Below are 14,133 nucleotides of genomic sequence, written 5' to 3' on the forward strand. Positions count from 1 at the left end.
GGTTCCCGATCAGGCCGCCAGCGAATCCAGCGCCGCTTCCAGCGCGTCCAGGTTCGGCAGCAGCGCGCTCTGCTCACCCAGCAGCACGCGCATGTGCACGATCTGCGGCAGGGTTTCTTCGGAGGCGTCGGCCAGCAGGCCGTCGCGCGGCACCGAGATCAGCTGCGGGAAGTTCTGCGTCAGCAGCGCGTAGTACGGGCGCTGCGCATTGCCGCTGAGGGACTTCAGTACCACCACTTTGTTGTGGCCGGCCACCGTCTCTTCGCCCAGCCCGGAAAGACGTGCGAACGACACCAGCGGTACCTGCCAGCCATGCCAGCCGATCTCGCCGACCAGCCAGCGCGGCGCATCGGAGACCGGCTGCACCGGCACGCGCGACATCATTTCGGCCACGGTGGCATTGGGCAGCAGTACGCGCTCGTTGCCGGCCTGGATCAGGACGCCGCGGATTTCGTCATTGCTGGCGTAGCTCATGGTGCTTCTCCGTTGTCGTCCTGCTCACCCCAGCGCGCGGCAATCGCCTGCGCCAGTTCCTGCGGTTCACCGGCCACCATGCCGGCAGCAACCACCGCAGTGGCTGCAGCCGGGTCGTAGCAGCCCTCGCCCACCTGCCCGGCCACCCAGGCACCGGCAGCCGCCAGGTCCAGCGCCGGGCCGACGTGAGCCAGGTCGGCACCGCTGAGCAGCACCAGCGCGGTGTGTTCGGCCGGCAATGCAGCGAGCGAAATACCAGTGGCATCGCTCTGGAAATGCAGGCCATCGCTGGCCGCGCGCACGCCGATATCATCGGCCAGCACGTGGACCTCGCCCGGCACGGCGTGCTGGCCGGCCTCGGCCAGCTGCACCGGCAACGGCGAAACGCGCGACATCTGCTTGACCAGGTTGCCGTAGCGGCCACCATCCAGGCGCATGTGCACCAGCACCGGCACGCTCAACGACGCGGGCAGCGCGCCGAGCAGGCGACGCAAGGCATCCGGGCCACCGATGCCGGCCAGCACCAGCAGCGATGCGGCGCGCGCACCGGCCGGGGCGGTGGCATCCAGATCGACCAGGCTCAGATGATCGGTATCGAAGGAGGGCTGCGGCACGGCGACCGATGCCACGGCTTCTGCCGGTACCGGCGCTTCGATCGATTCCTCGACCAGCGACCAGGCGGTGTGATCGAAGGAGATCGGCGGTGCCGCAGGCGCCACCGGTTCGGCCAGCGCCTGCGGCGGCGAAGGCGGCTCCAGGGGTTCGGGCACGACCGGCTGCAGCGCCGCCAGGGCCTGCTCCAGCGCGATCGGTTCGTGCAGGTGTGCCGGAGGCGAATACAGGCCGTCTGCCGGAACCTCATCGGCCCAGCTCAGCGCCTGCTCCAGGTGGGGCTGCAGGGCTTCCTCCTGTGGCGCCGGCGCGGGCGCCGGATGGCCGGGCTCCAGCTGCAGGCTGGGCTCTTCCTCGGCACCCGGCGGCAACACCTGCTGGTGGCCATGCAGCTTGGCGGCCAGATGGCGCCCCCAACGCTGGGCCTCCCAGCCGTCGCGGCGCGCGGCCAGCTCGGCCTCATCGAACACCAGGGTCAACCCCGGTGCCGAAAGCACGGCTTCCAGCCGTTCCAGTGCGTCCTCGATGGCAGCTTCCAGCGCGATCACCACGAACTGCGGATCCGCGGCCTGCAGGACCTGTGGCTCCAGGCCGTTCGGATCATCTTCCAGGACCAGCTGCCCATCTGCATGCGACAGCGCCTCGCGCAGGCGTTCGCGCGCCGCACCGGGGCGGGCCAGCAGGGCAACGGCCGGGGCCGGATGGGTTTCACTCACGGACACGGGCGATCCCCAGCAGGTCGTACACGTTACGCATCAGGTCCAGTTCCTGGTACGGCTTGCCCAGATAACGCTGGACACCGATCTCGAAGGCGCGCTGGCGGTGCTTGTCGCCGCTGCGCGAGGTGATCATCACGATCGGCACATCCTTGTAGCGCGGGTCGGCGCGCATCGCGGTGGCCAGCTCGTAGCCGTCCATGCGCGGCATCTCGATATCCAGCAGCATCAGGTCCGGTACGCGCTCTTCCAGCCGCTCCAGTGCTTCCACGCCATCGCGGGCGACACTGACTTCGAAGTTGTGGCGTTCCAGGATGCGACCGGTCACCTTGCGCATGGTCAGCGAGTCATCGACCACCATCACCAGCGGCACCTGGCGTTCATCGCGCGGCGCATTGGCCAGCACCGGTGCGGTCGGATTGGCCAGGAAGCGGCGCACCAGCGGTGCGACGTCCAGGATCACCACCACGCGGCCATCGCCGGTGATGGTGGCGCCGTAGATGCCCGGTACCGATGCGATCTGCAGGCCGACCGGCTTGACCACGATTTCGCGGTTGCCCAGCACCTGGTCGATCGCCACGGCAGCGCGCAGGTCACCGGCACGCACCAGCAGCAGCGGCACCTGGTCCTGGCCATCGGCGCGTGCCGGGGCCTGCCCGACCAGGCTGCCGAGATCATACAGCGGATAGTCTTCGCCGCTGTAGCGGTAGCTGCTGTCGGCGGCCTCGAAGCGTTCGCGCGACAGGCGGCCGATACCACTGACCGAGGCCACCGGCACGGCGAAGGTGGTTTCGCCGATCTGCACGAACACCGCCTGGGTGACGGCCAGCGTCTGCGGCAGGCGCAGGGTGAAGCGCACGCCCTGGCCACGCACCGACTGGATGTCGACCGAGCCGCCGAGCTGGCGCACTTCGTTGCGCACCACGTCCATGCCCACGCCACGACCGGCCAGCTGGCTGACCTGGTCGGCGGTGGAGAAACCGGAGGCGAAGATCAGGTTGTCCAGTTCCTGCTCGTTCGGCTGCGCATCGGCGGCCAGCAGGCCACGATCGATGGCACGGCGGCGGATCGCTTCGCGGTCCAGACCGGCACCGTCATCGGCCACTTCCAGCACGATTTCCGAGCCTTCACGGTGCAGGCGGATGGCGACCTCGCCCTCTTCCGGCTTGCCGGCGGCACGACGCTGTTCCGGCGCTTCCAGGCCGTGGGCCACCGAGTTGCGCAGCATGTGCTCCAGCGGCGCGACCATGCGGTCGAGAACGTTGCGGTCCAGTTCGCCGTGGGTGCCTTCCAGGGTCAGGTGCACCTGCTTGCCGGTATCCATGCCGGACTGGCGGACCACGCGGCGCAGGCGCGGGACCAGGCCATCGAACGGCACCATGCGCGCACGCATCAGGCCGTCCTGCAGCTCGGAGCTGACGCGCGACTGCTGCTGCAGCAGCGAGTCGTACTGGCGTGACAGATCGTCGAGCACGCCCTGCAGGCCGCCAAGGTCGGCCGCCGATTCGTTCAGCGCACGGCTGAGCTGCTGCAGGGTGGAGAAGCGGTCCAGTTCCAGCGGATCGAACTTCTGATCGGCCTGGTCCTGCTCACGCTGGTAGCGGGCGACGATCTGCGCTTCGGTTTCCAGGTCGAGGCGGCGCAGCTGGTCGCGCAGTCGCGCATTGGTGCGCTCCAGTTCGCCCATCGCGCCGCGGAAGGCGCCAAGCTGCTGTTCCAGGCGCGAGCGGTAGATCGCCACTTCACCGGCATGGTTGACCAGGCGGTCGAGCAGATCCGCGCGCACGCGCACCTGTTCCTGCTGCGGGCGCGCCAGCGGATCTTCATCGACAACGCCTTCGGCCGGCAGCGGTGCCGACAACGGCGCATCGAGCAGTGCCGGCGCCGGGCTGGCGACCGGTGCCGACGCGGCTTCTGCGACGTTCGCCACGTTGGCTGCCGCTGCCGCCGCCGCAGCAGCGATATCGGTCGTGGTACGCACTTCGAACGCGTCGACCAGATCCTGCGCCGGTTCCACCACGCGGTGGTCACCGGTGCGGGTCAGCAGCTGGTGCAGGCGATCGAATCCGCGCTCCAGCAACTGCACATCGCGGCGTTCGATCTCGGTGCGACCGGCGGCGACGGCTTCCAGCAACGATTCGATGCTGTGGCCGAGATCGCCGATGGCGTTGATGCCAGCCATGCGTGCACCACCCTTCAGGGTATGCAGGTCACGCTGCAGGCCGGCCAGCACCTCGCGGTCCTGCGGTGCATCACGCAGCTCGCTGATCAGGCCATCGCAGTGGTCGAGCAGGTCCTTGCCTTCCTCGACGAAGATGTCGACCAGCTCGCGATCGTAGACGCTGAAGTCGAGCGCATCGGCGCTGTCTTCCAGCACCGGCATGGCAAGGACGTCAGGTGTCACGGTTTCAGGCACGTCGGCTTCAGGCGTGCCGGCTGCCACGGCATCCGACACGGCAACCGCATCGACGTCGGCGGCTTCGGCTTCGGCGTGGACATCCGCCTGGCCCGGCGCGTCTTCCAGTTCGAAGAAGCGCACCGGTTCGGCGGTGGCCGGCGCAGCGGACTCCGCGATCTCCTCATTCACCGTCGCCGGGGACGGCTGATCGGCGCTCTCTCCTTCACCGATCGCCGCCTCCCCGCCGACGTCCGCATCCTCGGCAAAGGCTTCCGCCTCGCCCGGCGCGAGTTCGCTGGCCTGCAGGCCGAGCACGGGCCATTGCCCGTCGTCGGCCAGGGGCTGCTCTTCGTCGATCACGTGCAGGCCGGCCTCGAGCGCGGCTTCCAGCGAGACCGGTTCTGCAAACCCCGGCGCAGCCATTTCATCCTGCAGGCTCGACAGCTCGCTGTCGAGTGGCAGTGCAGCAGGCATTTCGAACGCCACGGCATCAGCGGCGTGCGCGTGATCGGCCGAGGGCGCATTCAGGTCAGATGCGACGGCTTCGACAGCGACCGGGATCTCTTCGGCGTCGCGGTCGTCGACCGGCAGCGCACTGGCATCCAGGTATGGCGACAGATCATCCACGACGGTCAAACCGGCATCGTCGGACAACGGCGGCACGCTTTCGGACTCCGCCTCGGCGCCGGCTACGGCAACGCCTGGAACATCGTCGGCCACCTGGATCGATTCGACCACCGGCAGCGACGCCTCCTGCTCACCCGGCACGGACGGCCATCCGGCATCGAAGTAGCGCGAAAGATCGTCGCTGGCCGTCAGCTCACCGACCTCCAGCCCGGCTTCGATCACCACGTCGGCGACCGGAGCTTGCGCAGCATCGTCATGTGCCTCCGGTTCCTGCTCCGGTGCGGCAGACGAAAGCGGTACAGCATCGGTTCCGGACGCGATGGCCGTCGATGCTTCCACATCCGATTCCGCTGTGGGTTGGTCATCCAGCGCCAGATCGTCTTCTTCGTCTTCCAGGCCCACCATCGGCCAGCGCGCTTCCGGCAGCTCGCCAGCAAGCGCCTGCAGGCGCTGTGCCAGCACCTGTTGCGGCGCAATACGCGGCTGTTCGGCCTGCAATGCTTCCATGGTGGCGGTGATCGCCTGCGCGGTCGCATCCAGGGCGGCCACGCCTTCATCACCCGGGACCACCTCGGCGGCCAGTGCGCGCTTGATGTAGGACTCCGCGCCGCCGGTCACAGCCGTGATCTCGGGCACTTCGGTCATCGCGAAGGCGCCGTTCATGGTGTGCACCGCGCGCAGCAGTGCATCGCTGACCGGTTGCGGTGCCTGCTGCGCCGAACGCAGCCAGTCCTGCAGGGTGGCCTGGTGGACTTCCACCTCGGCCTCGAGAATCTCGCGCAGCACGCTGTCGATGTTGGCCGGCGTGCCGACGACTTCGGCCTCCACGACGGCATCGGTCGGCGCCGAAGCGGCGGACTCGGCGTCGAGAATGCGGCTGATCTCGTCTTCACCGTCGGCTTCGGCAACCGGTACAACCGGCGCAGCCGCACCCGGCAGCGGTACGTAGTAGGTTTCCTCGCCTGCACCGACACGATCGGCGATGGCCTGCATGGCCTGCAGGTCAACGCTGATGCGCTGGCCATGGCGCAGCGCCGCGTTCAGTTGCGGCAGCGCCGCATGTGCGTTGTCGACCATCGCCAGCACCGCCGGCGACGCGGCGCGGCTGCCATCCAGCACGCGGTTGAGCATGCCTTCGATCTTCCACGCGAACTCGCCCAGCGTGCGCGCGCCCACCAGGCGGCCACTGCCCTTCAGGGTATGGAAGATGCGGCGGATCGGACGCAGCCGGTCCATGTTGTCCGGCTGCACGCGCCACGCCGGCAGCAGCGTGCCGAGATTGGCCAGCTCGTCGTCGAACTCTTCCAGGAACACCTCGCGGATGTCCTCGTCGATGTTCTCGGCGTCGTCGTCGAAGCCGGCGTCGAAGCCCGCATTCGCGTCGGCATTGGTGTCGGCGTCGGTCGCAACCACCTGCTCCGGTGCCGCCGCCGCAGGCATCGCCTGCGGATTGAAGCCGGCAGCAGCTGCACTCAGCTCGGCGAAGAACTGGGCATCGGCTTCGCTGAAATCGATCGGCGCGATGGTGTCGATATCGATCACCGACACGGCCGGTGCCGAGATTTCCGCTGCCGGGGCGGGCGCTTCGATCGGCGGCGGCGTGAACGACGGTGCCGGCAGGTCATCCGGAGCTTCGTCCACCTCGACCTCCGCCGCAGGCGATGCATCGACCGGCGGCAGCACCACGGCATCGACGATCTCCAGCGCCGGATGCAACCCGGCGTCATCGTCCAGCGACAGCGTTTCCATCGCATGCAGCGACAGTACGTCGTCAGCGTTGTCCAATGCGTCGGCGTCAAAGCGGAACACCACGTCGTCGGACTCGGCAACCGCGTCCTGCTCGGCCGCTACCGGATCGAACACCGGTGCAGCATCGAATCCGGTCGCGGACGAAACCACGGCGTCCGTCGTCTCGTCGATCGCAGGCGCTACGGTTTCCTCAAGCACCTGCGGTGCCTCGGACAGCGACCACTGCGGTGCACCGGAGTGGCCACTGTCTGCCAGCTCGAAGCTGACCGGATCGAAACTGGCGAAGGTCGGGCTGCGTTCGTCATCGGCAGGCGCGACCACGTCGCCCTCCGAGTGGAACGGCGCCAACTCCCACTGCGGGACATCCGGTGCAGGTGCGCTGGACGCCGCGAAGACCAGCGATGCCTCGGCATCATCGTGCGTCGGCAACGGCGAGGCGTCGGCATCACCGGTGCTGGCGGCCACGGCGGCCACAGTGCCCAATGCACCGAACATCAGGCGGTTGTCGGACACCATCGGCGCCGGGGTGGCCGGCGGCGGATCAAAGGTGAAGTCCGGCAGCGGCGTCGGCATGTCGCCGGCAGCGGGCGCGGCAGGCTGCACCGGAATCTCGATGCGTTCCGGCTGCAGCGGTTCGGCCTGCAGGGTAACCGGCTCCGGTTCGACCGCCAGTACCGCCAGCGCATCCGGCGCGACGGCATTACGCTCGGGCAGCGGCCAGTAGCGCAGCGCCTCGAGGCTGCTGCGGGTGATTTCGAGGATGTCTTCGCGGCCCGGGCGACGATCGCGCAGGGCTTCCAGGTAGTACTCCAGGCTGGCCATGGCATCGGCCAGGGTGTCCAGCTGGCGGCCGCTGGGCACGCGCTGGCGGCCGATCAGTTCGGCCTCGATGTACTGCTGCACGCCACGCAGGTAATCGGCGGCGGTGCCCAGGTCGAGCATGCGCAGGGCGCCGGACACATCGCCCAGCAGGCGCGGCACGTCCTGCAGCTCGGCATGGTTCCAGCTGGTTTCGATGAAGGCGACGAAATGCTCGCGGGCGGCGGCAAAGTTGGCGATGGCTTCATGGGCCAGCACTTCCACCGTGCGCCGGTTCTCCACCGCGCTCGGATCGTCCTCGCCACTGCCGCCGGCGCCCAGATGGGCAACCTGGTCGTCCAGCGAGGCATCGACGTACAGCAGCGCACCGGCGATATCCAGCAGCAGGTTCTCGTCGATCTGCTGGCGCCCCTCGACCACGCCACGCAGCGCGTCGCGCTGCTGCACGACCACGCCGCGGGCCACGCCCAGGCCCATCATGCCCAGCGTATCGGCTACCGCGCCCAGCTCGTTGGCCTGGGTCTGCAGCTGTTCCGGCGCACCGCCGGTGCGCAGGTGCAGGTCAAGCGCATCCTTGATGCGCAGCAGTTCTTCCTTCACCGCGCTGCCGACCGTGTCGAGCAGCTCGCGGTTGCGCCCGCTCAGGCTGCCACGGGCATGGTCCAGCTCGGCCTCGGTGGCGGTGACGCTGTCCGGCGCAAAGGCCAGCAGCACGCTGTCATTGACGCCCTCTTCGCCACGCGACGCGCGGATCTCGTTGAGCAGCGGCATCAGCACGATCGGAATGTCGCGATGGCCGTTCTGCAGGCGTTCCAGATAGTCCGGCAGCAGCACGCTGCCGCGCATCAGGGTCGCGCAGGCTTCATCACGGTCGGCCACACGGCCGGCGCCGATGGCGTTGGCCAGCTGTTCCAGCTCTTCGGCCACCATCGCCGGGGCATACAGCTCGACCATGCGCAGGGTGCCCTGCACCTGGTGCAGGTAGCCGGCGCAGATGCGCATGCGGCTGGCATCGGTGGGATCTTCCGCGTAGTACTCGACCTCGTTGCGCACCTGGCGCAGGGTCTCGTCCAGCTCGGGCTTGACCCAGCCCAGCGCTGCGTGGCTCATCGCATCGCGCAGACTGCTCATGGACGCGCTCCGTTCGCCGCCGCGCGGAAGCCGCGCGAGTTCTGGCGTGGGGAATGGAAATGCTTCATCGACTGGTTCCTTGCTCGCCGCCCTGCCCGCGTCACGCCGGCAGCTTGAAGTCGGCGACCGAACGGCGCAGGTCCGCCGCCAGCTGCGCGAGGTGGCCGATCGACTCTGCCGTCTGCCCGGCACCCTGCGACGTCTGGCCGGTGATCTGCCGGATCACGCCCATGGTGCGGGTGATGTCCGAGGCGGCGGCCGACTGCTGCTGGGCGGCGATGGAGATGTTCTTGATGAGGGTGTTCAGGGCGTTGGACACGCGCTCGATCTCGGTCAGCGCGGTACCGGCGTCCTCGGCCAGGCGCGCACCGGACACCACTTCGGCCGTGGTCTGCTCCATCGAGGTGACCGCCTCGTTGGTGTCGGCCTGAATGGCCTGGACCAGGTTTTCGATGCGTCGGGTCGCACCCGAGGTACGTTCTGCCAGGCGCTGCACTTCGTCGGCCACGACCGCGAAACCGCGGCCCGCTTCACCTGCCGACGCCGCCTGCACGGCCGCGTTCAACGCCAGGATGTTGGTCTGCTCGGAAATGTCGTTGATCAGTTCAACGATCGAGCCGATTTCCTGCGACGACTCGCCCAGGCGCTTGATGCGCTTGGAGGTTTCCTGGATCTGGTCACGGATCTGGTCCATGCCCTGGATGGTCTCGCGCACCACGCCGGCACCCTCGGCGGCGATCACCACCGAACGCTGTGCCACGTCGGCCGACTCGGCCGAGTTGCGCGACACCTGCTCGATGCTCGCCGCGATTTCGCCGATGCGGTCCGAGGCCGAGGTGATCTGGTTGGCCTGGTGGCCCGCCGCCTCTGCCAGCTGCATGGCGGTGGCCTGCGTTTCCTGGGTGGACATCGCGACCTTGGCCGAGGTGTCGTTGATGGTGGTCACCAGGTGGCGCAGCTCGTCCACCGCGTAGTTGATCGCGTCGGCGATCGCGCCGGTCATGTCCTCGGTCACCGAGGCCTTCACCGTCAGGTCACCCTCACCGAGCGAGGAGATTTCGTCCAGCAGCCGCATGATCGCCTGCTGGTTGCGGCTGTTGAATTCCACCTGGGTCTGGTAACGCAGTTCCTGCTCGCGCGAGCGGCTGCGCACGTTGGTGGAGACGAAGCCGATGATCGCGATCAGCGACAGCGCACCGGACACCACGCCGATCCAGAAATTCGGGAACAGGCGGGTGTCGGACACCGAGCCGAACGAGGAGAACGCATCGAACAGCTTGCGGCTGTCGTCCAGCATGTGTGCCGAACCCTGGCCCAGCGCGGTGGCGGCGGACTGCGCCGCGAACAGCTGGCGCGAGCTGGCCAGGATCGCGTCGGCATCCTGCTTCATCGCCTCCCACTTCTGCTGCGACTGCTCCAGCGCGGCCACGGCGGCGGCACCGCGCACGGCGGTGATGCCCAGTTCCTCGTTGCCGTTGCGCAGGCCGTCGAGCACCTGCGAGAACACGGTGATGTCACGCGCCAGCGCATCGCCGGAGGTCGCCGCGGCGCTGCCACCGGCACGCATTTCGGTCACGCGGCGGGCCATCGAACCGGCCACCACGACCTGCTGCAGTGCGCTGTACACCTGCGACGACGGCGCGCCGGAGGCGGACATCGCGCGCACCAGCTCGTTCAGCTGGGCCTGCAGGCCCGGCACCGCGCCGGTGAAGTTGTTGGCATTGCCGGCCAGCGCCAGCACGGCGGGCTCGCTGGCCACCAGCTGCCCGGCCTGCTTGCCCAACGGTGCCCAGGTCTCGCCCAGGGTGGCGATGGCACCGGACACGCCCGGCTCCTTGCCATAGCGGCCCTGCAGCGTCGACACGTTCTGTTCGATCGCGTTGCGGGTGGCCTTGAAGGCGGTGAAGGCCTGGGCGTTGCCGCCGACCGCGTCACGTCCCTGGTTGGCCAGCTGCTGCGACAGCACCTGCAGGTCGGCGGCCTTGGAGCCGGCGTCGGCAAGGCGGCTGCCCTGCCAGGTGGCGACGCCGGTGTTGACGCCGAACAGGATCATCGATGCCAGCAGCAGGAACAGCCAGAGGTTGCTGCCGCCCAGCCGCAGCTTGCCGGTCTTGGTGGCGTCCGAAGCAGTACTCATCGTTCAACCTCGATCTTCAATGCAGGGGGCGATGCCCGGCCTCAGGCCGCGGCTTGCCGGAATTCAGGGGTGCGCGACAGCAGCGAGAGCGAGAACACGCCCCAGTCATGGCCGTCGGCATGGAAGGCACGGTCAACGAAATGGCCGTAGCGACCTTCGGCCAGGGTGCCAGCCTCGATCTGCTGTTCCAGCTCGAAGCTGCGCTGGCCGAACAGTTCATCGATGGTCAGTGCGACGTCGCCGCCGGCCTGGCGCATGATCAGCACGCGCTGGCCTTCCTGCTGCACGGTGCGCGTGCCTTCCAGGAAGTACTTCAGGTCGACCACCGGGAACAGGTTGCCGCGCAGGTTGCCCACGCCCAGCAGCCAGGGCTGCGCGCAGGGCACCGGGGTCACCGGCGGCATCGGTACGATTTCCACCACTTCGCGGAAATCAGACACCAGCCGGCGCTGGCCGACGCGGAAACCGACGCCACGCCACAGGTCCTGGGCGAACTGCCGCCCCGGCAGCTGCACCGCGTGGGCCAGGCTGCGCCGTTCGTAGGCTTCAAGGATGTCGAAGGGCGAGCGCATCAGGCCACCAGTTCGTTGATCCGCGCGATCAGTTCATCCTCGCGCGGCGGCTTGACGATGTAATCGGCTGCGCCCTGGCGCAGGCCCCAGGCCTTGTCGGTTTCCATCGCCTTGGTGCTGACGATGATCACCGGGATGTGCTTGATCGCCGCATCACGGGCCATTGCACGGGTGGCCTGGAAACCGCTCATGCCGGGCAGGACCACGTCCATCAGCACCAGCTGCGGCACCTGGTCGCGGACCAGCTGCAGGCCATCCTCGGCGTTGTCCGCTTCCAGCACCTCGTGGCCGGCACGGCGCAGCCACTGGGTGAACACCGCGCGGTCGGTCGGTGAATCCTCGATCAGGACGATACGAGCCATTGTGCCTTTCCCCCCTGGTCAGGCGTTGACGTATGTGCGGATGGCACCCAGCAGTTCTTCGCGCGTGAAAGGCTTGGTCAGGTATTGCTCCGAGCCGACGATGCGCCCCCGCGCCTTGTCGAACAGACCATCCTTGGATGACAGCATGATCACCGGGGTCGCCTTGAACAGCTGGTTGCCCTTGATCAGCGCACAGGTCTGGTAGCCATCCAGGCGCGGCATCATGATGTCGACGAAGATGATCTGCGGCTGCTGGTCTGCGATCTTGGCAAGCGCTTCGAAGCCGTCGGTGGCGGTAACCACCTCGCAGCCTTCGCGCTTGAGCAGCGTTTCCGCAGTCCTGCGGATGGTCTTCGAATCATCGATGACCATCACCCGGAGTCCTGCGAGTTCCCCGCCCGCAGTCGTGTTTTCAGTCATTGCCTATCCCCAAGCGCACGGCCCAATCTCTGGCGGGAGCCGCTGCGAAAGCGTATCTATATCGCACTTTCCGCGCCCGCTTCAAGGCCGGCTTACCGCGCAGGGGGTGGCGCCCGGCTGAACGTGACCGGGTTCGCAATGACTGCGCTGCCGGCAGGCGGACGCTGCGTTGCAGTACGGCGGGGAGGCGCGCGGCCGGCGTTGCCGCTACCATCAACGCCTTGCCTGACAGGTGCGCCCATGCCGTTGAACGTCATCGTGGTGATGGACCCCATCGCCCACATCAAGATCGCCAAGGACACCACCTTCGCCATGCTGCTGGAAGCCCAGCGCCGCGGCCATGCCCTGCACTACGTGCGGCCGGGCGGACTGGCCCTGGAAGGTGGCGTGGCGGTGGCCCAGACCGCACCGCTGCAGGTTCGCGACGACCCGGCCGGCTGGTATGAGCTGGGCGCGTTCAGCCGTACCGAGTTCGGTCCCGGCCAGATCGTGCTGATGCGCAAGGACCCGCCGGTCGACGCCGAGTACATCTACGACACCCAGGTGCTGGATGTGGCCGCCGCTGCCGGTGCCTGCGTGGTCAACAACCCGCAGGGCCTGCGCGACTACAACGAGAAGCTGGCCGCCCTGCTGTTCCCGCAGTGCTGCCCGCCGACCCTGGTCAGCCGCGATGCCAAGGCGTTGAAGGCCTTCGCCCTGGAACACGGCCAGGCCGTGCTGAAGCCGCTGGATGGCATGGGTGGCCGCTCGATCTTCCGCAGCGGCCAGGGCGATCCGAACCTGAACGTGATCCTGGAAACCCTGACCGACGGCGGCCGCAAGCTGGCGCTGGCCCAGAAGTTCATTCCCGACATCACGGCCGGCGACAAGCGCATCCTGCTGGTCGACGGCGAACCGGTCGACTACTGCCTGGCGCGCATTCCCCAGGGTGACGAGTTCCGCGGCAACCTGGCGGCCGGCGGCCGTGGCGAAGGGCGCCCGCTGAGCGAGCGTGACCGCTGGATCGCCGGCCAGGTTGGCCCGGAGATGAAGCGTCGTGGCATGCGCTTCGTCGGCCTGGACGTGATCGGCGATTACCTGACCGAGGTCAACGTGACCAGCCCGACCTGCGTGCGCGAGCTGGACGCGCAGTACGGCCTGAACATCGCCGGCACCCTGTTCGACGCGCTCGAGGCCGGCCTGCGCTGATGGCGGCCGCACCTGCCGTCCTGCCCCCGCCGCCTCGCGAAGCGCAACGGCTGGGCGCGACCATCGCGCTGTCGGTCGTGGTCCACGCCCTGCTGATCCTGGGCGTGGGCTTTGCGGTGAAGGGCGACGCACCGCTGGTGCCGACGCTGGAGGTGATCTTCAGCCAGACCCGCACCGCACTGACGCCGAAGCAGGCCGACTTCCTTGCCGCCGCGAGCCAGGAAGGTGGTGGCGAGCACGACCGTGCGCAGCGCCCGCGCGACAACCAGGCCGGCATCGTGCCGCAGGCGCAGGCGGGGCTGAGCCCAGTGCCACAACAGCAGCAGTCGGCCGCGCCGGTTCCGCCGCCGCAGGCACGCGTGGTAAGCAGCCGCAATGGCGAAGAGACGGTGGCCCAGGCCCAGCCGCGGCCGACACCGGAGCAGCCCGAACCGGATGCACCGCTGACCGCGCGCGAACAGCGCGACGCCGAGATGGCACGGCTGGCGGCCGAGGTGCATCTGCGTTCCGCGCAGTACGCCAAGCGCCCGAACCGCAAGTTCGTGTCGGCCAGCACGCGCGAATATGCCTATGCCAACTACCTGCGCGCCTGGGTCGACCGCGCCGAGCGCGTCGGCAACCTGAACTACCCGGACGAGGCCCGGCAGCGCCGGCTCGGCGGCCAGGTGGTGATCAGCGTGGGCGTGCGCCGCGATGGCAGCGTGGAAAGCAGCCGGATCCTGCGTTCAAGCGGGACGCCGTTGCTGGATGAGGCGGCGCTGCGGGTGGTGCAGCTGGCGCAGCCGTTCCCGCCGCTGCCGAAGACCGAGGACGAGATCGACATCCTGCAGGTCACCCGCACGTGGGTGTTCCTGCCCGGTGGCACCCTGCACGACGACCGGTAGGGTTTTGTTGCCCGGGCCTGCGGCCCGGGACCCGCTGGACGTCA

At 68.4% G+C, this 14,133-nt stretch carries 9 protein-coding genes; 2 read left to right on the forward strand and 7 right to left on the reverse strand.

Annotated features, from left to right (window positions below):
* Nucleotides 1-9 precede the first annotated feature (9 nt).
* The 7 genes from ACZK1G_RS17110 to pilG all read right to left on the reverse strand — a co-directional run bounded on the left by ACZK1G_RS17110 (nucleotide 10) and on the right by pilG (nucleotide 12,017).
* Entirely contained in the window at nucleotides 10-474 is a 465-nt protein-coding gene (locus ACZK1G_RS17110) for a chemotaxis protein CheW (RefSeq protein WP_014648089.1), read from the reverse strand.
* A complete protein-coding gene (locus ACZK1G_RS17115) occupies nucleotides 471-1,808 on the reverse strand; it encodes a chemotaxis protein CheB (RefSeq protein ID WP_478447706.1) in 1,338 nt (445 codons plus the stop codon). The genes ACZK1G_RS17110 and ACZK1G_RS17115 overlap by 4 nt, the downstream gene beginning before the upstream one ends.
* Nucleotides 1,795-8,526, reverse strand: coding sequence for an Hpt domain-containing protein (locus ACZK1G_RS17120; protein WP_101765942.1), 6,732 nt, complete (start codon nucleotides 8,524-8,526; stop codon nucleotides 1,795-1,797). The genes ACZK1G_RS17115 and ACZK1G_RS17120 overlap by 14 nt, the downstream gene beginning before the upstream one ends.
* A 100-nt stretch (nucleotides 8,527-8,626) precedes the next feature.
* On the reverse strand, nucleotides 8,627-10,663 hold the full coding sequence (locus ACZK1G_RS17125) for a methyl-accepting chemotaxis protein (RefSeq protein ID WP_014038185.1): 2,037 nt from the start codon (nucleotides 10,661-10,663) through the stop codon (nucleotides 8,627-8,629).
* Nucleotides 10,664-10,704: 41 nt separating this feature from the next.
* Nucleotides 10,705-11,235 carry a chemotaxis protein CheW gene (locus ACZK1G_RS17130; RefSeq protein WP_014038186.1) on the reverse strand — a complete coding sequence of 177 codons (531 nt, stop codon included), beginning with the start codon at nucleotides 11,233-11,235 and terminating at the stop codon, nucleotides 10,705-10,707.
* Nucleotides 11,235-11,597: a response regulator gene (locus tag ACZK1G_RS17135; RefSeq protein WP_005410717.1), complete on the reverse strand. Its 363-nt coding sequence runs from the start codon at nucleotides 11,595-11,597 to the stop codon at nucleotides 11,235-11,237. Before ACZK1G_RS17135 ends, ACZK1G_RS17130 begins: the two co-directional genes overlap by 1 nt.
* Nucleotides 11,598-11,615: 18 nt before the next feature.
* A complete protein-coding gene (pilG, locus tag ACZK1G_RS17140; protein ID WP_005418455.1) occupies nucleotides 11,616-12,017 on the reverse strand; it encodes a twitching motility response regulator PilG in 402 nt (133 codons plus the stop codon).
* Nucleotides 12,018-12,257: 240 nt separating this feature from the next.
* Between pilG and gshB the strand changes: the two genes are divergently transcribed.
* On the forward strand, nucleotides 12,258-13,205 hold the full coding sequence (gene gshB, locus ACZK1G_RS17145) for a glutathione synthase (RefSeq protein ID WP_014038187.1): 948 nt from the start codon (nucleotides 12,258-12,260) through the stop codon (nucleotides 13,203-13,205).
* On the forward strand, nucleotides 13,205-14,089 hold the full coding sequence (locus ACZK1G_RS17150; protein WP_049442974.1) for an energy transducer TonB: 885 nt from the start codon (nucleotides 13,205-13,207) through the stop codon (nucleotides 14,087-14,089). Before gshB ends, ACZK1G_RS17150 begins: the two co-directional genes overlap by 1 nt.
* Nucleotides 14,090-14,133: the final 44 nt, after the last annotated feature.

Source organism: Stenotrophomonas sp. 109824_Sma (assembly GCF_056480025.1).